General features: G+C 42.2%; 20 protein-coding genes and 1 tRNA gene. 19 read left to right on the top strand and 2 right to left on the bottom strand.

The genetic code is table 11. From position 1 onward, the window contains the following. The first annotated feature begins 675 nt into the window (after positions 1-675). From rpmH to NST94_RS29550, 12 genes are all read left to right on the top strand, one after another. A complete protein-coding gene (gene rpmH, locus NST94_RS29605) occupies positions 676-810 on the top strand; it encodes a 50S ribosomal protein L34 (RefSeq protein ID WP_036677745.1) in 135 nt (44 codons plus the stop codon). 289 nt (positions 811-1,099) lie between these two features. Then, a complete protein-coding gene (gene rnpA / locus NST94_RS29600) occupies positions 1,100-1,450 on the top strand; it encodes a ribonuclease P protein component (RefSeq protein ID WP_036677842.1) in 351 nt (116 codons plus the stop codon). Between the two features lie 86 nt (positions 1,451-1,536). Further along, the gene (locus NST94_RS29595; protein WP_036677747.1) at positions 1,537-2,406 is read left to right on the top strand and encodes a YidC/Oxa1 family membrane protein insertase; all 870 of its coding nucleotides are present in this window, start codon (positions 1,537-1,539) and stop codon (positions 2,404-2,406) included. Then, positions 2,403-3,137, top strand: a complete 735-nt coding sequence (jag, locus tag NST94_RS29590) for an RNA-binding cell elongation regulator Jag/EloR (RefSeq protein WP_036677749.1) — start codon at positions 2,403-2,405, stop codon at positions 3,135-3,137. Before NST94_RS29595 ends, jag begins: the two co-directional genes overlap by 4 nt. Positions 3,138-3,247: 110 nt before the next feature. Further along, complete coding sequence (gene mnmE, locus NST94_RS29585) at positions 3,248-4,624, top strand: tRNA uridine-5-carboxymethylaminomethyl(34) synthesis GTPase MnmE (RefSeq protein WP_339282167.1); 1,377 nt, start codon at positions 3,248-3,250, stop codon at positions 4,622-4,624. A 39-nt stretch (positions 4,625-4,663) separates the two neighbouring features. Continuing rightward, on the top strand, positions 4,664-6,550 hold the full coding sequence (gene mnmG, locus NST94_RS29580) for a tRNA uridine-5-carboxymethylaminomethyl(34) synthesis enzyme MnmG (protein WP_076301556.1): 1,887 nt from the start codon (positions 4,664-4,666) through the stop codon (positions 6,548-6,550). A gap of 3 nt (positions 6,551-6,553) precedes the next feature. Continuing rightward, on the top strand, positions 6,554-7,279 hold the full coding sequence (gene rsmG, locus NST94_RS29575) for a 16S rRNA (guanine(527)-N(7))-methyltransferase RsmG (RefSeq protein WP_076301555.1): 726 nt from the start codon (positions 6,554-6,556) through the stop codon (positions 7,277-7,279). A 414-nt stretch (positions 7,280-7,693) separates the two neighbouring features. Then, positions 7,694-8,509 carry a nucleoid occlusion protein gene (gene noc / locus NST94_RS29570; RefSeq protein WP_036677760.1) on the top strand — a complete coding sequence of 272 codons (816 nt, stop codon included), beginning with the start codon at positions 7,694-7,696 and terminating at the stop codon, positions 8,507-8,509. 178 nt (positions 8,510-8,687) lie between these two features. Next, the gene (locus NST94_RS29565) at positions 8,688-9,449 is read left to right on the top strand and encodes an AAA family ATPase (protein ID WP_076301554.1); all 762 of its coding nucleotides are present in this window, start codon (positions 8,688-8,690) and stop codon (positions 9,447-9,449) included. Further along, positions 9,442-10,284 carry a ParB/RepB/Spo0J family partition protein gene (locus tag NST94_RS29560; protein WP_036677764.1) on the top strand — a complete coding sequence of 281 codons (843 nt, stop codon included), beginning with the start codon at positions 9,442-9,444 and terminating at the stop codon, positions 10,282-10,284. Before NST94_RS29565 ends, NST94_RS29560 begins: the two co-directional genes overlap by 8 nt. A gap of 197 nt (positions 10,285-10,481) precedes the next feature. Continuing rightward, positions 10,482-11,627, top strand: a complete 1,146-nt coding sequence (locus NST94_RS29555; RefSeq protein ID WP_076301553.1) for an aminotransferase class V-fold PLP-dependent enzyme — start codon at positions 10,482-10,484, stop codon at positions 11,625-11,627. A 36-nt stretch (positions 11,628-11,663) separates the two neighbouring features. Further along, positions 11,664-12,164 carry a DUF4446 family protein gene (locus NST94_RS29550; protein WP_036677768.1) on the top strand — a complete coding sequence of 167 codons (501 nt, stop codon included), beginning with the start codon at positions 11,664-11,666 and terminating at the stop codon, positions 12,162-12,164. Here the strand turns inward: NST94_RS29550 and yyaC are convergent. After that, positions 12,136-12,744 (bottom strand): spore protease YyaC, encoded by a 609-nt coding sequence (yyaC, locus tag NST94_RS29545; protein ID WP_036677770.1) that lies wholly within the window; start codon positions 12,742-12,744, stop codon positions 12,136-12,138. The genes NST94_RS29550 and yyaC overlap by 29 nt on opposite strands. A 119-nt stretch (positions 12,745-12,863) precedes the next feature. Between yyaC and NST94_RS29540 the strand changes: the two genes are divergently transcribed. From NST94_RS29540 to NST94_RS29525, 4 genes are all read left to right on the top strand, one after another. Next, the gene (locus tag NST94_RS29540; protein WP_076124321.1) at positions 12,864-13,109 is read left to right on the top strand and encodes a DUF3343 domain-containing protein; all 246 of its coding nucleotides are present in this window, start codon (positions 12,864-12,866) and stop codon (positions 13,107-13,109) included. 21 nt (positions 13,110-13,130) lie between these two features. Then, positions 13,131-14,171, top strand: a complete 1,041-nt coding sequence (locus tag NST94_RS29535) for a mechanosensitive ion channel family protein (RefSeq protein ID WP_076132919.1) — start codon at positions 13,131-13,133, stop codon at positions 14,169-14,171. Beyond that, positions 14,171-14,383: a DUF951 domain-containing protein gene (locus NST94_RS29530; protein ID WP_036677772.1), complete on the top strand. Its 213-nt coding sequence runs from the start codon at positions 14,171-14,173 to the stop codon at positions 14,381-14,383. Before NST94_RS29535 ends, NST94_RS29530 begins: the two co-directional genes overlap by 1 nt. A 43-nt stretch (positions 14,384-14,426) precedes the next feature. Beyond that, positions 14,427-14,517 (top strand) — tRNA-Ser (locus NST94_RS29525). 367 nt (positions 14,518-14,884) lie between these two features. Here the strand turns inward: NST94_RS29525 and NST94_RS29520 are convergent. Next, positions 14,885-15,082, bottom strand: a complete 198-nt coding sequence (locus NST94_RS29520; RefSeq protein ID WP_036677774.1) for a YjzC family protein — start codon at positions 15,080-15,082, stop codon at positions 14,885-14,887. Between the two features lie 217 nt (positions 15,083-15,299). Here NST94_RS29520 and rpsF point away from each other — a divergent pair, with 217 nt between their 5' ends. From rpsF to rpsR, 3 genes are read left to right on the top strand one after another with little or no spacing between them, the layout of a single operon-like run. Then, on the top strand, positions 15,300-15,584 hold the full coding sequence (gene rpsF, locus NST94_RS29515) for a 30S ribosomal protein S6 (RefSeq protein ID WP_036677776.1): 285 nt from the start codon (positions 15,300-15,302) through the stop codon (positions 15,582-15,584). Positions 15,585-15,632: 48 nt separating this feature from the next. Beyond that, positions 15,633-16,139, top strand: coding sequence for a single-stranded DNA-binding protein (gene ssb / locus NST94_RS29510; protein WP_036677780.1), 507 nt, complete (start codon positions 15,633-15,635; stop codon positions 16,137-16,139). A gap of 21 nt (positions 16,140-16,160) precedes the next feature. Then, complete coding sequence (gene rpsR / locus NST94_RS29505; protein ID WP_036651767.1) at positions 16,161-16,433, top strand: 30S ribosomal protein S18; 273 nt, start codon at positions 16,161-16,163, stop codon at positions 16,431-16,433. Positions 16,434-16,942 lie beyond the last annotated feature (509 nt).

Genomic DNA, 16,942 nt, shown 5'->3' with positions numbered 1-16,942 from the left:
AGACTGTCACTCCTTTAAATCTTCCAAATGTGGCATCAGCCATGAAGTGGAAATGTCGAAGAAAATAGGTTGGTGCTGATATTTATCCCCAGTAGGCAATATGAAGAGACAAAAAAATATGGATAAATTTGATTTGTTCACAACTTTATCCACAGCTTGTTGATAATTAAGAGAACAAACAAATCTATTCACATTCAAAAGTAATACCATCATAGCAAAACGCCCCTTGTTTTTCAATGAGCAGGGCTATTTTATCCACAAATTCAAGCACTTGTGTACAATTATTAGGAACACCACTACATATTGTTGATAATTTGTTTACGGTTCGACACTTTACGCCAAAGGTTCGATAATTTTATACACAGGTTGTGCTCAACTGTGAGTAGTCGACTTTATTTTTTGATCACAGGTGGATAACTGTCATATCTTGTGGATTACTTTTTTCCTGGGGAGAGTTGTGGATAAACACCTGAGCTTGAGGGGGAGGAACAAGCCGGTTACTAGGTTGACTTTTGCTCATAAAATATGTTTAAATATATAAAGGTGTTTTCTGTAAGGATATGTCTCGATATATAAAAATGATAATTCTTGTAGATACTGTCCCTACTATAAGGACGGCTTAGTCCGTTTCTGCTTATATGACAGTAATTAAGTTCCTGTAAGGGAGGTGCAATTATGAGACCGACATTTAGACCAAATGTGAGCAAACGTAGTAAGGTTCACGGTTTCCGTAAAAGAATGAGCACGAAAAACGGCCGTAAAGTGCTGGCAGCTCGCCGCTTGAAAGGCAGAAAAGTTTTGAGTGCGTAAGTTAGGCCACTAAGGGACCACTGCGGTGGTCTTTTTTTACTGCTTTTTATTATTATTGCTCTGCAAAAGTCTAGGATCTCGCTTAATGCGCTAGCTACACTTTGCGGGGCTATTTAACGTATATTGAGAAATATTTTGTGAGAAGTTGAAATTATTTTTCCTACTATATATAGAAGCTTAATTTCAGCACAGCAAATGTAGTCGTTTATGGCTGCTTGCAAATGCCTATACTATTAGAAGAAAAAATTCGGAGGGACACTTAAACCGGATTTTTATGAAGGAGATTCCCGTGCACAAAAAGTTACGTTTACGAAACCGTGCCGACTTCAGTCGTGTATACCGCCATGGGAAGTCATTTGCGAATCATCAATTTGTAGTGTATTGGTTTGGCAAAAAAGAGGTAGAGCGATTTAGAGTAGGTGTGTCTGTTAGCAAAAAGGTCGGAAACGCGGTTGTCCGTAACCGTATGAGAAGATTAGTTAAGGAAATCGTCCGTCACCATGAACCTGAGATTGCAGGTGGCTTAGACATGGTGTTTATCGTAAGAAAAGGAGCGCTTTCCATGGAGTATGCAGAGCTCGAAAAAAGTGTGCTGCATGTGCTTCGTAAAGCCAAGCTACTCAAGGCTTCCCGCAAATAAAGGGTGCTTAAGAGGCTTGTTTATTTGTATTCATAATTATGGTATGATTTACGGTGGAATGGAATGTTTAAGAGAGGGGTTTTGAAGTGTCTCTAATGAAGACTAGACGAGGAAAATGGTTTCTCCTCATCACGGTAATGGTGTTGTCGTTAGCTGTTCTGTCGGGATGCGCTCCGTCGACTGCTGTCACGCACACTACGGAGGATTTGAAGAATGGAGGCTTCTGGCAAAGTAATGTAGTGTATTATTTCGCCATTGCCTTGGACAAGTTTGCAGATTGGTTTAACGGAGAATATGGTTTAGCCGTACTTGTGATGGTTATTATTGTCCGCACGTTGATTCTTCCGCTTACTATTAAACAGGTGAAGAGCTCGCGTGCAATGCAAGCCATTCAACCGGAACTCCAAAAGATCCAGAAAAAATATAAAGACACACCTGAAAAGGTGCAGCAAGAAACAATGCGTTTGTTCCAAGAAAATAAGGTTAACCCAATGGCGGGTTGTTTACCGCTGATCGTACAAATGCCTATCTTTATCGCTCTCTACAACTCGATCTACTATAATCCACATCTACGGGAGCATACCTTCTTGTGGCTGGAGCTAGGTAAACCGGATCATCTGTTTATCTTGCCAGTGCTAGCAGCATTAACAACATTTATTCAAACTAGAATGATGACCAAAATGAACCCAGTGCAACAACAAGGGCCAATGCAGTTCATGATGATGATCTATCCAGTTCTGATCTTCGTGATGTCGTACAACTTCCCTGCAGCCTTGCCATTATACTGGGTGTACAGTAACCTTTACACTATTATTCAGAACTACTTCTTATACCGCAACAACGATAAACACAAATTGGCAATCGCAAGTGCTGTAAAAAGTACAGATGACTCCAGTCCTGCTCCGAAGAGCAAAGGCGGCAACAAGTCATCGAAGGGAGCCAAAAAGTCAAAATGAGCAAAGTCGTCGCAACAGGGAAAACCATTGAAGAAGCTGTAGAACGGGGACTAACCCAGCTTGGAGTTCAAAAGGACCGGGTAACGGTCAACGTACTTGAGCAGCCATCAAGAGGATTCCTGGGATTGATCGGTGCGAAAGGTGCCAAGGTTGAACTAACCTTGATAGCCGAAGCCGCACCGGCATCAGCGGCGAGTGCTCCGTCACTGCCTCAACAGTCAGCAAGAGAGAGCAAACAGGAGGCCATCGGCGGTGTGCCACGCCAAGATTCCGGACAACCGGTGGAGGAAGCTTACCAAGAAGCCGTTCATTTCATTGTGGATGTCGCTAAGAGCATGGGGCTCGAAGTGGAGGTAGAAATCGTCCACACCAAGGAATCCACGATTCTGCAAATTTCCGGTCCAGATTTGGGACTGTTAATTGGCAGAAGAGGACAAACTCTCGATGCTCTACAGTATTTGGCTAATATTGTAGCTAACCGTTATTCCGACAGTTTTATACGGCTTGTGTTAGATGCAGAGAACTTCCGTGAGCGCCGTAAAAAAACGCTTGAAGAGCTGGCTGATCGTTTAGCCGGACGTGTAATTCGCACTCGTAAAGAGGTTGTATTGGAGCCAATGTCTCCTCAGGAGCGTAAGATTATCCACTCCAGGTTACAGGATCACCGGCAAGTGAGTACCCTCAGTAAAGGCGAAGAGCCAAATCGCCGCGTCGTTATAACCTTGAAGTAAAGACTATATGGATGCAATGACTCCTTGACCAATGTAAGGGGTCATTGTTTTTTTAAAAATAAAAGAACGTTTCTATTCAAAAAAATATAAGTTTTGGGGTGAAAAACAGCATGCTTAGTGACACCATTGCTGCCGTATCGACGGCATTAGGCGAGGGAGGAATTGCTATTATTCGGGTAAGTGGCCCACAGGCTATTTCCCAAATGGCACCATTATTTCGTAGCCGAGTTCCATTAACTGAAGCGGAATCGCATACCGTTCATTACGGACATATCGTCAGTCCTGATAACGGAGAGAAGATGGAAGAAGTGTTGGTAACCGTTATGAAAGGACCACGTTCTTTTACGACAGAGGATGTAGTAGAGATCAGTGCTCATGGCGGTGTAATTTCTGTAAGAAGAGTGATGGATTTACTTCTGCAGCAGGAGATAAGGTTAGCCGAGCCGGGGGAGTTCACCAAGCGTGCTTTCTTGGGCGGACGTATCGATTTATCGCAGGCTGAGGCTGTTATTGATCTGATTCGCTCTAAGTCTGACCGGGCTTTTTCTGTAGCTTTAAAACAGGTTAGCGGATCCTTATCGGATCGAATTCATGCTTTACGCCATACACTTATTGAGATGCTGGCTCATATTGAAGTGAATATAGATTATCCAGAACATGATGTAGAATCCATGACAGCTGAATTTATTAAAGATAAAAGCAGTGAGGTTATGGAGGGAATAACAAAGCTGCTTAAGACATCTAATGAAGGAAAAATACTTCGTGAAGGGATTACGACAGCTATTGTCGGACGTCCGAACGTTGGTAAATCATCATTGCTAAACGCATTAGCGCGTGATAACAAAGCGATTGTAACAGATATTCCAGGAACAACACGTGATGTAATAGAAGAATTTATAACGATAAATAATATACCGCTTAAGCTGCTCGATACAGCGGGAATTCGTGAAACGATGGATGTTGTTGAGAAAATTGGGGTGGAGCGCTCCAAAGCGGCAGTTAGTGACGCCGACCTGATTCTACTTGTGCTGAATGCTAATGAAGAGCTGCATGAGGATGAATTGGCATTGATGGAACAAATCCACGGTAGACAGTGCCTAGTAATCATGAATAAAATGGACTTACCGCCCAAACTGGATAAGGATAAGTTGCTCTCATTTTTTGAAGAGTCTAACATTGTACCGATGTCCGTTCTGGAAGAGGAAGGTCTAGACAAACTTGAAGATGCCATTTCGACACTCTTTTTTGGTGGAAAGCTGGAATCGGGTGACTTGACATATGTGAGTAATGTGAGACATATAGCCCTGCTCAAAAAAGCCTATAAATCACTTCAAGATGCATACGATGCTGCAGAACAGTATATACCGATTGATATGATTCAAATCGATGTACGGCTCGCATGGGAACAGCTTGGGGAAATAATTGGCGATACTGCAGCTGACTCTTTGTTAGACCAAATATTCTCACAATTTTGTTTAGGAAAATAAGATTCACGATTTAATATAATTTCAAGGGGGAAACAGGACATGAGTTATGATGGAGGCAACTATGACGTTATCGTCATTGGCGCTGGTCATGCTGGCTGTGAAGCAGCACTGGCTGCAGCCCGGATGGGTTGCAGTACGTTAATGATCACAATTAACCTGGATATGGTTGCATTCATGCCCTGCAATCCGTCCATAGGCGGACCTGCCAAAGGACATGTAGTGCGTGAAATTGATGCGCTTGGCGGAGAAATGGGCCGCAATATAGATAAGACATTCATTCAACTGCGTATGCTGAATACAGGTAAAGGACCAGCAGTACATGCTTTACGTGCACAAGCTGATAAATTCCTTTATCAACATACAATGAAGGAAACTATGGAGAAAACGCCTAATTTGACACTTCGTCAAGGGATGGTTGAGCGTTTAATCGTTGAGGATGGACGTTGTGTAGGTGTAGTTACGAAGACCGGAACCGAATACCATAGTAAGACTGTTATCCTGACAACAGGCACTTACCTGCGTGGTAAAGTGATTATGGGTGAGCTAACATATGAAAGTGGACCTAACAATCAACAGCCATCCGTGAAGCTTTCTGAGAACTTACGGGAGCTTGGGTTTGAATTGGTGCGTTTTAAAACAGGTACTCCACCACGTGTACATCGTGATACGATCGATTTCTCTAAGACAGAAATTCAACCAGGGGACGATGAACCGAAATTCTTTTCGTTCGAAACGAAATCATCCGATAACGAACAGCTTCCTTGTTGGTTAACGTATACCTCTGAGGTTACTCATCAGATTATTAATGATAACCTTCATCGTGCGCCGATGTTCACAGGTATTATCGAAGGAACTGGCCCACGTTATTGCCCTTCTATAGAAGATAAGGTCGTAAGATTCAGTGATAAATCTAAGCATCAGATCTTTTTAGAGCCAGAGGGAAAAAATACATCGGAATACTATGTACAAGGTCTGTCCACTAGTCTTCCTGAGGATGTACAGCTAGCTATCTTACGTTCCATTCCTGGTATGGAAAAGGTAGAGATGATGCGTAACGGCTATGCTATTGAATATGATGCAATGGTTCCTACACAGCTATGGCCATCTCTTGAAACCAAACGTCTTCCAGGTCTGTTCACTGCTGGACAAATCAATGGCACTTCCGGTTATGAGGAAGCAGCAGGCCAAGGGGTTATGGCTGGAATTAATGCAGCACGCAAAGTGCAAGACAAAGAACCCGTAATACTAGATCGTTCACAGGGATACATTGGTGTACTCATTGATGATCTCGTGACTAAGGGAACGAATGAACCTTACCGTCTGCTTACTTCACGTGCAGAATATCGTTTGTTGCTTCGCCATGACAATGCAGATCTAAGACTTACACCTATCGGTTACGACATTGGTTTGATCACACAGGAGCGTTTCGATAACTTCACAGATAAGAAAGAACGGGTGGAGCGTGAAATTGTTCGTCTGCAAGAAACAAAGGTTAAACCTGTTGATGTAAACCAAGTACTAGCGCAATATGAATCGGCACCTATTGTAGATGGCAGTAATTTGCTTGTTCTGATGCGGCGCCCAGAGCTTGTATATAATTTTGTTGATCAAGTATCACCATCACCAGAGATGCTGGATGCAGAAATGAAGGAGCAAGTAGAAATCCAAATTAAATATGCCGGATATATAGAAAAACAACTTCAACATGTGGAGCGCCTGCAAAAGATGGAGAAGAAAAAAATTCCAGATGACATTAATTATAATGAAATCCATGGATTAGCGATGGAAGCGCGGCAGAAGCTGACTAAGATTCACCCGATCTCTATCGGGCAGGCTTCTCGGATTGCGGGAGTTACACCTGCTGATATTTCCATTCTTCTTGTATATCTTGAGCATTACAACCGGGTAACCGCGGCGAAAGGATAAGCTATGGATAATACGGAAGTTCAATTCACACAACTATTACAGGTACGAGGCATATCCCTTACAGCAGAACAGTTAGCACAATTTGATCTGTATTATAAGGAACTCGTAACCTGGAATGAAAAAATGAATCTCACGGGTATAACTGAGCGAGAGCAGGTATATACGAAGCATTTCTATGATTCTATTTCATTAGCTTTTTTCCTTGATATTAACGAGATCACCAATCTCGCAGATATCGGTTCAGGAGCTGGGTTTCCAGGAATCCCACTTAAAATATGTTTTCCTCATTTGAAGCTAACGATTGTTGATTCGCTCAATAAACGAATTTCATTTTTGCAGCATGTAAGTACGACATTGGGATTAACTGATGTACAATTGATCCATGGGCGGGCAGAGGATGTCGCGCGCAAGTTCACTCATCGTGATGCCTATGATTTGGTTACAGCACGTGCGGTAGCAAGACTGTCTTTATTGAATGAATTTTGTCTTCCCTTCACACGCAAAGATGGGGTGTTCGCTGCAATGAAGGGCAGCGATCCTTCAGAGGAATTAAGCGAAGCTAAGTACAGCTTAAAAGAGCTTCGTGCTGAACTCAGCAAAGTGGAGTCGTTCAGCTTACCAGTGGAGGAGTCGGATCGACATATTATTATGATCCGTAAGACAGGAGCAACACCAGCTAAATATCCAAGAAAAGCGGGAATTCCTGCCAAAACACCATTGATAAAATAATGTTTCACGTGAAACATTGCCGATACTCAAAGTTCCTTTAGGAGCATTCTCTTTGAACAAAGGGAATGCTCTTTTTTTATGAAGTTGATGATAACAAAAATCGATAAATATCAAATTAGATAAAAATTAGATTTATAAGCTGATTTGGTTGTTGCACCCGTAAAAATGCAGGAAAAATAGGTCTTTACGGAGAATATGATTATGTGGAGAAAAGTGATAGAATAGCATAGTAGACTTTAATTTTGTATATAACTCCTTCTCTGTACTCTTGTTCGAAAGAAGGAGAGATTATGATGCCTGTTCATTACAGGTAATTCCATAATATCAGAATGTTTTAGATTGCTGTACGATATGCTTTCCGTGAAGAAGGTCAAGAAGATCGTACTATAACGAAATTAGGTGGTTATGAACGGAATGAAAGAACAATTTACCAAGCTATTTGGGTTTAACGAGCGGAGCAGCGGAGAAGAAATCAAACAAATACCAGTTCATGAGGTCGTTAGCAGTCCTTACCAACCACGGACTATATTCGATGATGACAAAATTGATGAGTTATGTCAGACAATTAAAACTCATGGTGTCATTCAGCCTATTGTTGTACGTATGCGAGATTCTATATATGAGATCATCGCAGGTGAACGGCGCTGGCGGGCAGTTAAAAAGCTTGGTTTAGAGACGATCCCTGCTATTGTCCGTGAGTTCAATGATTCTCAGGCTGCATCTATTGCGCTCATAGAAAATCTACAGCGTGAAGGTTTGACCTCCATAGAAGAAGCTGTCGCTTATCAGAAGTTAATTGATCTTCATCAATTAACACAAGAAAGCTTAGCACAACGCTTAGGCAAGAGTCAGTCGACTATTGCGAATAAGATTCGTTTACTCCACTTACCTGAAGAGGTTAAGACAGCGTTGATGGAACGTCAGATTTCTGAAAGACATGCGCGTTCACTCTTATCACTGGATAGTGTGGAAATGCAATTAAAAGTTTTGGCAGAGATTATTGCAAAAGGATTAAATGTTAAACAGACGGAAGCTCGTATTGCTTTCTATAAACAAGTTTCGCAAACTAAAAAGTCAAAACGGGTCTCCTATACCAAGGATGTTCGTCTAGCTCTTAATACAATTCGTCAATCTATTGATATGGTGTCAGGCTCAGGTATGGAAATCAAAACGTCAGAAAATGACCGTGGTGACCATTACGAGATTGTAATCCAGATCCCCAAAAGATAAATTGTTTCAAAAGCTGAAGGCGGCCTTAAAGTGATTGGCCGCCTTTTGTGTGACTTAAACCAGGATGTATTGCTCAGTCCTGCATTTTAGAGTTTTAGCCTATATAAAGTAACATAGTTTGGCCGTTTGTACTTGCGATCTACGAGAAGATTCTTCCTAACTATTCGAGGTGAAATTAGTGTCCAAGATTATTGCCATAGCAAATCAAAAAGGCGGTGTCGGTAAAACAACATCCTCTGTGAACCTAGGTGCCGGTATGGCTACATTAGGAAAAAGAGTGCTTCTAGTTGATATCGATCCTCAAGGTAACACTACCAGCGGCGTTGGCATCAACAAGGCGGACGTAGCGAATTGTATATATGACATTCTCATTAATGAAGTAAATCCTCTAGAAACGATACTTGAAACTCAAAATGAAGGACTGCACATCATCCCGGCAACCATTCAATTAGCGGGGGCGGAGATCGAATTAGTATCAACGATTTCCAGAGAGTTGAAATTGAAAAAAGCCCTAAATACGGTTAAAAATAATTATGACTATATCATCATTGATTGTCCTCCATCCCTTGGGATTTTGACGATCAATTCCCTTACAGCTGCTGATTCGGTAATCATTCCGATTCAATGTGAATATTATGCGCTCGAAGGGTTGAGTCAGCTTTTAAACACCGTGCGTCTAGTACAAAAAAATCTTAATCCGCATTTAAAAATAGAGGGAGTACTATTAACCATGTTGGATGCCCGTACGAATCTAGGGATCCAAGTCATCGAAGAGGTTAAAAAGTATTTTCAGGAAAAAGTTTACAGAACTATCATTCCTCGGAATGTCCGCTTAAGTGAGGCACCGTCTCATGGACAATCCATTATTACTTATGATCCTCGCTCAAAGGGAGCAGAAGTGTATTTAGAGTTGGCAAAGGAAGTGATTTCTTATGAGTAAACGTTTAGGGAAAGGTCTGGATGCTCTGATTCCTTCTTTATCTATTAATGAAGATGATAAGGTAGTAGAAATCCCATTAGCCCAATTACGGGCTAACCCTTATCAACCACGCAAGGATTTCAATGAAGAAGCAATCCAGGAATTGGCTGAGTCCATCAGACAACATGGCGTGATTCAACCGATCATTGTACGGAGTGTTTTGAAGGGGTATGAAATCATTGCCGGTGAACGCAGATTCCGGGCATCGCAATATTGTGGTAAACCTACGATTCCAGCAGTCGTAAGAAATCTAAGTGATCAACAGGTCATGGAGATCGCCCTGATTGAGAACTTGCAACGTGAAAATTTAAATGCAATGGAAATCGCAGTTGCTTATCAAGGTTTGATGGATCAATTTTCACTCACACAAGAAGAGCTATCACTTAAAGTTGGAAAGTCCAGATCACACATCGCTAACTTCCTAAGATTGCTTACTTTACCGGAAGAAGTAAAAGAATATGTTTCACGTGGAACAATGTCTATGGGACATGCACGAGCTATTGTTGCCCTGAAAGATCCGGAAGTTATTAAACAATTGGCTGAACAATGCGTGGAACAGCAATGGAGCGTAAGAGAGCTTGAAGAAACAGTGAAAAATCTGGATCGAAAGCCAACGAACGGTACAAAGATTAAAGTTGTTAAACGTGATCCCTATATTGATAATGTAGAGGAAGTATTACGTGAACGGTTTAAAACAACGGTTAAGATAAAACAAGGTAAGGAAAAAGGGAAGATTGAACTAAATTACTACAGTGCGCAGGACTTAGAAAGATTGTTAGAATTATTGGGTAACTAAATGGGTATCTATGCCAAGAACATATCCTGAGCTATCCGTAATCGGATGAGTAGGGGTATGTTTTTTCAAAATATAAGGATGTATAAAGTGCAGCTGAATATTATTCTTATATTTTCTACAGATAAGGTTATTATCAATAAAGGGCGACAACGTTGTTTCTTCTTAATGAAAAAGAGTATGAGACGAGGAGCGGGGTTATGGAAGACTTCGTATATTTGGATCATGCGGCTACGTCCTGGCCTAAACCTCCAGAGGTGGCAGCTGCGATGATGAATGCTTTGCAGTCGGGAGCAAATGCTGGCAGAGGGAATTATTCGCTGGCCATGGGAAGCGGACGGGTGTTGGTGAGAGCCCGGAGTTTGCTGGCGGAGTTGTTTGGGGTTTCTAATGCACAAGACATAGCGTTTACCCAAAACACTACGATGGCATTAAATATGGCGATTAGAGGTACGCTCAAAGCAGGGGATCATGTAATCTCTACAATGACTGAACACAATTCTGTGCGGAGACCTTTGGAATATTTACGTAAGTCACTAGGGATAAGTGTTGATTATCTGAAGGTGGATCGAGCAGGGCAATTGGATTTGAACAAATTGGGCAAAACGTTTCGACCAAACACTAAAATGGTAATTTGTAATCATAGCTCCAATTTACTAGGTAGTATACTTCCCATTGGTGAAATCGGAGATCTAGCTAAAGCAAACGGTGCTATATTTCTAGTGGATGCTGCTCAAAGTGCAGGCTCGCTTGATATTGATGTGAAAAAGATGAATATTGACTTATTAGCTTTTCCTGGGCATAAAGGATTGCTTGGACCACAAGGGACTGGTGGGCTATATATATCACCTGAATTGGATCTCGAGCCCTTAATGCATGGAGGGACAGGCAGTCAATCTGAGAATAGTGAACAACCCTCTGTTCGCCCAGATCGGTATGAAGCGGGAACGCAAAATGCGGTAGGAATTGCTGGTTTACTAGCTGGTGTTCAAAAGGTAAAATCGATAGGGACAAACGTTATCCACGAAAGAGAGTGGAAGCTGACTCAACTGCTGATGGAGGGCTTGTCCCATATTCCAAACATTAAACTGTTAGGGCCCACATTAGGGGCTCCGAGAACTGGAATTGTGTCGTTTGTAGTGGATGGGGAAGAATCGGCGAATATCGCCCACCGTCTAGATCGTGAGTATAAAATAGCCGTCAGAGCGGGTATGCATTGTACCCCACTGGCACATAAGGCTGTTGATACACTAGAAAGTGGTGCTGTTCGGGCGAGTGTAGGCGTAGATACAACAGAGCATAATATAAGCAGAATGCTAGCTGCTATGGATGAGTTATATGGCTGATGCCCGCAGCAGATAAATAAAAAGGATGGTCCATTCATGTCTGAAATGAATCAATTAATTAATGAACAGTTGCAGTGGTTTGTGTTTGGTTTCGTAGTAATTATGCTAGTACTGATAGTGACTGTAATCGCCCAGGGAGCTAAGCTGCGGACTATACGGCGCAAATATGAGGCCATGATGGCAGGAAGCGGTGTGGAGGATCTGGAAGGCCTTCTGGTTGATCTGAAGAACCAAAGCGACATGCTGGAAGAAGAACAACGTGAGCAAAAAGCGTTGATAGAAGCTACCCAAGTCAAAATCCGCGGCATGAAGTCAAATATCGCTCTGAAGCGTTATAATGCCTTCGGTGAACGTGGTAATGATTTGAGCTTCTCGGTGGCTATTCTGGATGACAATAGCAGTGGCATTGTATTAACCAGCCTTCATAATCGTGAGAACTCATATATTTACTCCAAGCCTATGCAAAATGGGGAATCACAATATGCCTTATCGCCTGAAGAAAAAGAAGTTATAACTCTCGCGTTGCAGCAGAAGTAGCATGCAGGTTCCATTGTTTTAAAGCAGAATATAGACTTGTAGCGATAATATCAGATAATCGCATGACTAGACTTAGCCGTGTATTCTGCAATACGAAATACTCCATAAAGCCGCCGACATTAACGATTCCAGTCAAATGGATATCTCCAACCGGCGGCAATTGTTTATTTACGCCAGCTCCTGGTCTGAGGGGACCTTCAACGACTTGGATGCAGCCAACACTAGTAGAGTGACCTAAGCAGGCATCTATTCCGATGACAAACGGGTTATTATATTTTTCATTAATTAGAGACAAAGTCTCTTCAAGATTGACGGCATGAACCGGTTCTTCAAGGGTACCGTATAAATGAAACAATGGACTATGAAAACGGGATAAGGCAGTACCAACAAGAGGACCGAGAGAATCTCCGGTGGAGCGATCAGTGCCTACACAGATGACGATAATTTGAGTCTCTGGACGCGTGCGTGAAAAGTGAAAAAGTAGCCGATGAGTAATTGCGGAATAGATATCGGGATCTGTATGTGATATTTTTAAACAGGACGTTTCTTGCGCTGCTGTAGCCTTGGATGAGGAGTTCATACCATCTTCCTTTCTAAAGGTGATTCTATTTGTTGGTATCTAGTATATGGATAGAAGAGGGGTTTTATACTCCAGCAGCAAGAGATAGGACGATAAACCTATGGAGAGGCTTGACGTATATGCAGGATGAGATGTTAATAGCATTTGACTCCACCCAGCAGGCGCTTCGTGCTGAAATGCTGCTTGAGTATGCTGAAATAGAAATTGATATATTTCCAACTCCGAAGGAGATCACCGCAGGCTGTGCAATTTCAATTCAGTTTTTTCAAAATGCGCTGGAAGAGGTAAAAAGAATTATAGTTGAGCAGGAAATAGAAATACGCGGCATCTACGGAAAACACAACGAGAACTACATACTGATTTAGGGGTAGGGAGGAGTACATGCGATGAATATGTGGATACTGGAGGCTGATACACCCGGTGCGGATACATTAAAAGATGCCATTCGCTTTAAAGATAAGGTGTGGAATTGGTTTACCGATGCTGATATGTGGGCGGATGTATTATTTGCGGGTCTACGGATTCTTGTTATTTTTCTCTTAACCCGGGTTATTATTAAAATTGTTTCTAATATTATTGATCGTTCGCTTGAGCGTAAAACCGGTGGCAGACTTCTGTCCAACACACGAAGGTTTACTACGGTTGGGGAATTGATGAAAAATGTAGTGACAGTTATCTGTAATTTTGTGATGATCATGCTCGTGCTTTCTGAGTTCCACTTCGATTTGGCACCATTGTTGGCTGGAGCGGGTGTGCTTGGTTTAGCAGTGGGTTTTGGGGCACAAAGTTTGGTGAAGGATGTTATTACAGGTTTCTTTATTATTTTAGAGGATCAATTTGCAGTGGGTGATGTAATTCAAACGGGGACCTATAAAGGAACGGTAGAATTAATTGGACTGCGAACAACCAGACTGTTAAGCACAACTGGAGAAGTATTTATTATCCCGAATGGATTAATCACTAACGTGACCAATTATTCTCTCTCGAATGCATTGGCTGTAGTTGATGTTCCTGTAAAAATGGAGCGGAGCTTGGAGGCCACGCTAGGTTTGATTGGAGAAGCTCTAAAAGGAATAGAAGAGCGTAACTCTAATGTTCTTGCTTATCCTAATGTGCTCGGTATACAGTCCATGAGTACTTCGGAATATGTAATTCGTATAGCGGCTAGCTGTTTACCTAATGCAAAAGAGGTTGCGGAGAGACAGATTCAGAATGATATTAAGCAGGCACTAGAGAAACTAAGCAGTCTAGAGCAGGCCCAAGCTGCTCAAGCCGAAGAGGAAGCGCGTTTGAAGGCAGAAGAAGAAGCAAAGGCTGAAATTGAACTGGCAAAAACAGAAAATGAGCAGGAAGTATCGGATACGCCTGACACTGGATCAAGACGCCAAATCGCAGCTACACAAGAGGGGAAAAAGGGGGAAGGGTAGTGGAACGTAAAGTTTTTCAGCTTGGAGATATTGTACAGATGAAGAAACAGCACCCTTGTGGTTCTAATGAGATGGAGATCATTCGTATGGGGATGGATATCCGCATTAAGTGTACAGGATGTCAGCATAGTGTTCTGATTCCCCGGGCGAAATTCGAGAAGAATATGAAGAAGGTACTGCGTTCTGCAGAGGGAAATACAGACAATAATTAAGCTTGCAAATGGCATGTCTGCATGATACAATTATTTTTGCTGCGGAGAGGTACCCAAGAGGCCCAAGGGGGCTGACTCGAAATCAGTTAGGCGTGTCACAGCGTGCGTGGGTTCGAATCCCACCCTCTCCGCCACTTCAGTATAATATAACATTTTAATGAATCCTTCGTTCCTGTAACGGAGGTTTTTTTGTGTCCACTGAGCTGTTTGCAAAAGATCATAACATGCAAAAAGAAGGGCCCTTTCGGGTCCTTCTTCAAGAGGCAGTACATCAATGATGTTGGAATTTCTCTGTATATAGCGACTAAAGTGATTTAGGCGTTGCTGAGGTTACTGCTTTTTAGACAATAACCCACTACTATTCCCAGCTAACAATAGATGCTGAATCAGATATCCTGTGATTGTGTTCGTCTACGACGGCCAACGGAACCACACCTCTCTTTTGTACTGCCTGAGTATAGTATGTGTAATGTCGTTTTTTTTATACACATTTATTTTTATTTAATGTACACGTGCTTTTTCAACCTTTTTCCACTTCCGATTTTTGTTACTGGTCTCGGGGAAGGTGTCCCCTTTTTCCATTTTAATATGTTGTGGATTCTGAATTTCGGTGTGGAAGCTTCGCGCTTCACCTACCTCTGTATACATGCCTGGATTGGGGGCTTTGTCGCCTTTTTCATATTCTGTCTTTTCGCCCATCATTATCGCTCCTTCCTTAAGTGCAGATGAATTCACTGATTATTGTGCGCAGGTAGGCTTTTTTTCATGTAAAAAGAGGGTGGAGGGTTGTCCGGTATTAATATTGCTTGCACTCTGCTGCTCGTTTTGGTATATTAATCAGGTGCGAGTCTATGTTTGTGCTCGTTCCTTGCTCCTGACGTGATTAGGGGCCTCAGACCATAAGGAGGTGAAAATTATGCGCAAATATGAAGTGATGTACATTATTCGTCCTGACATTGAACAAGAAGCTGTTCAAGCAGCAGTCGATAAATTCCAAGGCATCATCTCCAATGGCGGGGAAATTACAAAGCACGAAGTGCAAGGTAAACGCCGTCTTGCGTATGAGATCAAGAAATTCCGTGATGGCGTTTATGTTTTGGTTAACTTCAATGCAGAACCTGCAGTAGTTACTGAATTAGAACGTCTTATGAAGATTTCTGACGAAGTTATTCGTTATCTCATTACGAACGACGTTGCTTAAGATCTTGACAAGCTTTGTAATGAATCGCTCTAAAGGAGGGGACCAGAATTGTTGAACCGTATCATTTTGATCGGACGGTTGACCCGTGACCCGGAACTTCGTTATACTCCCGCTGGTGTTGCCGTAACTCAATTTACGCTTGCCGTAGATCGTAACTTTACGGGCCAGAACGGTGAACGTGAGGCAGACTTCATCCCGGTTGTTACCTGGAGACAGCTAGCAGAAACCTGTGCCAATTATTTGCGCAAAGGTCGTCTGACAGCAGTGGAAGGACGCATCCAAGTGCGGAACTATGAGAATAACGAAGGTAAACGTGTATACGTAACTGAAGTTATTGCTGATAATGTTCGTTTCCTGGAATCTTCACAAAGCCGTGAAGGTGGAAATACTTCAAGTGGTGCAAGTAGTATGCCTGAAGAGCCAGCATATGGTGGCGGTGGTAACGCTGGACGCGGAAATAACAACAATAATTTCTCGCGTAACAACAATACTCAAGATCCTTTTTCGGGCGATGGTAAACCGATTGATATATCGGATGATGATTTGCCATTTTAATTAGGAAGGACTGAAAAGAATATGGCTTTTAAACCAAGAGAAGGCGCTGACAACGACAAAAGACCAGCACGTCGTGGTGGACGCAACAAGCGTAAAAAAGTTTGCTTTTTCACTGTGAACAAGATTACTCACATTGATTATAAAGATACTGAACTTCTTAAGAAGTTCATCAGCGAACGTGGAAAGATTTTGCCACGTCGTGTAACAGGTACAAGTGCAAAATACCAACGCGCTCTTACCATTGCTGTAAAACGCTCGCGTCAAATCGCGTTGCTTCCTTACACAACGGAATAGGACGTTTTATAGAAGCAGTCGGGAAACCGGCTGCTTTTTTGTTGTGAAAAGCCAGCGTGTGGATTACGTTGACGTTCCATCTGGAATGTGTTAAATTACAGCTATCCTATAACAAAAGGGGAAATATTGATGTTGGTGACCGTTCTTAACTAGCAATTTCATAACACTGGAGTAGGAAGGCTTTAGCAGGCTCGTCTTTTGGCGTTTACGTGCTCTATTTGAGTTCGTTTCGCGCAGAGGTCTGTTGTTCCTAACAGTGGATGATTTAGTTAAGAACACACGAAGCGTCATATGGCCTCTTTACGGCTGTTGTTCTCTTTGTAATTAACCGTGCTCTTAGAGCACGGTTTTTTTGTTTTTCGGCCACCCTGGCTTTTATGGGGACCTTAAGACGCCAGAGAACAATAGCATAAAAAGAAGGGCAAGGACTGCCATAGTGGCATTCTTTGTCCTTTTTGCGTTAGGGAGATTTAGTTCCAAAAAAAGTTAGGTCAATAAGGAGGATTTGC

This window comes from Paenibacillus sp. FSL H8-0282 (assembly GCF_037963825.1).
Lineage (GTDB): Bacteria > Bacillota > Bacilli > Paenibacillales > Paenibacillaceae > Paenibacillus_AQ > Paenibacillus_AQ odorifer.
This window is presented reverse-complemented; position numbering and strand designations above follow the sequence as displayed.

Bases quoted from the DNA above. Each gene is read 5' to 3' on its own strand.
- rpmH (WP_036677745.1), top strand. From the start codon at position 676: ATGAGACCGACATTTAGACCAAATGTGAGCAAACGTAGTAAGGTTCAC.
- jag (WP_036677749.1), top strand. From the start codon at position 2,403: ATGAGCAAAGTCGTCGCAACAGGGAAAACCATTGAAGAAGCTGTAGAA.
- mnmE (WP_339282167.1), top strand. From the start codon at position 3,248: ATGCTTAGTGACACCATTGCTGCCGTATCGACGGCATTAGGCGAGGGA.
- mnmG (WP_076301556.1), top strand. From the start codon at position 4,664: ATGAGTTATGATGGAGGCAACTATGACGTTATCGTCATTGGCGCTGGT.
- rsmG (WP_076301555.1), top strand. From the start codon at position 6,554: ATGGATAATACGGAAGTTCAATTCACACAACTATTACAGGTACGAGGC.
- noc (WP_036677760.1), top strand. From the start codon at position 7,694: ATGAAAGAACAATTTACCAAGCTATTTGGGTTTAACGAGCGGAGCAGC.
- NST94_RS29560 (WP_036677764.1), top strand. From the start codon at position 9,442: ATGAGTAAACGTTTAGGGAAAGGTCTGGATGCTCTGATTCCTTCTTTA.
- NST94_RS29555 (WP_076301553.1), top strand. From the start codon at position 10,482: ATGGAAGACTTCGTATATTTGGATCATGCGGCTACGTCCTGGCCTAAA.
- NST94_RS29550 (WP_036677768.1), top strand. From the start codon at position 11,664: ATGTCTGAAATGAATCAATTAATTAATGAACAGTTGCAGTGGTTTGTG.
- yyaC (WP_036677770.1), bottom strand. From the start codon at position 12,744: ATGAACTCCTCATCCAAGGCTACAGCAGCGCAAGAAACGTCCTGTTTA.
- NST94_RS29540 (WP_076124321.1), top strand. From the start codon at position 12,864: ATGCAGGATGAGATGTTAATAGCATTTGACTCCACCCAGCAGGCGCTT.
- NST94_RS29535 (WP_076132919.1), top strand. From the start codon at position 13,131: ATGAATATGTGGATACTGGAGGCTGATACACCCGGTGCGGATACATTA.
- NST94_RS29520 (WP_036677774.1), bottom strand. From the start codon at position 15,082: ATGGGCGAAAAGACAGAATATGAAAAAGGCGACAAAGCCCCCAATCCA.
- rpsF (WP_036677776.1), top strand. From the start codon at position 15,300: ATGCGCAAATATGAAGTGATGTACATTATTCGTCCTGACATTGAACAA.
- rpsR (WP_036651767.1), top strand. From the start codon at position 16,161: ATGGCTTTTAAACCAAGAGAAGGCGCTGACAACGACAAAAGACCAGCA.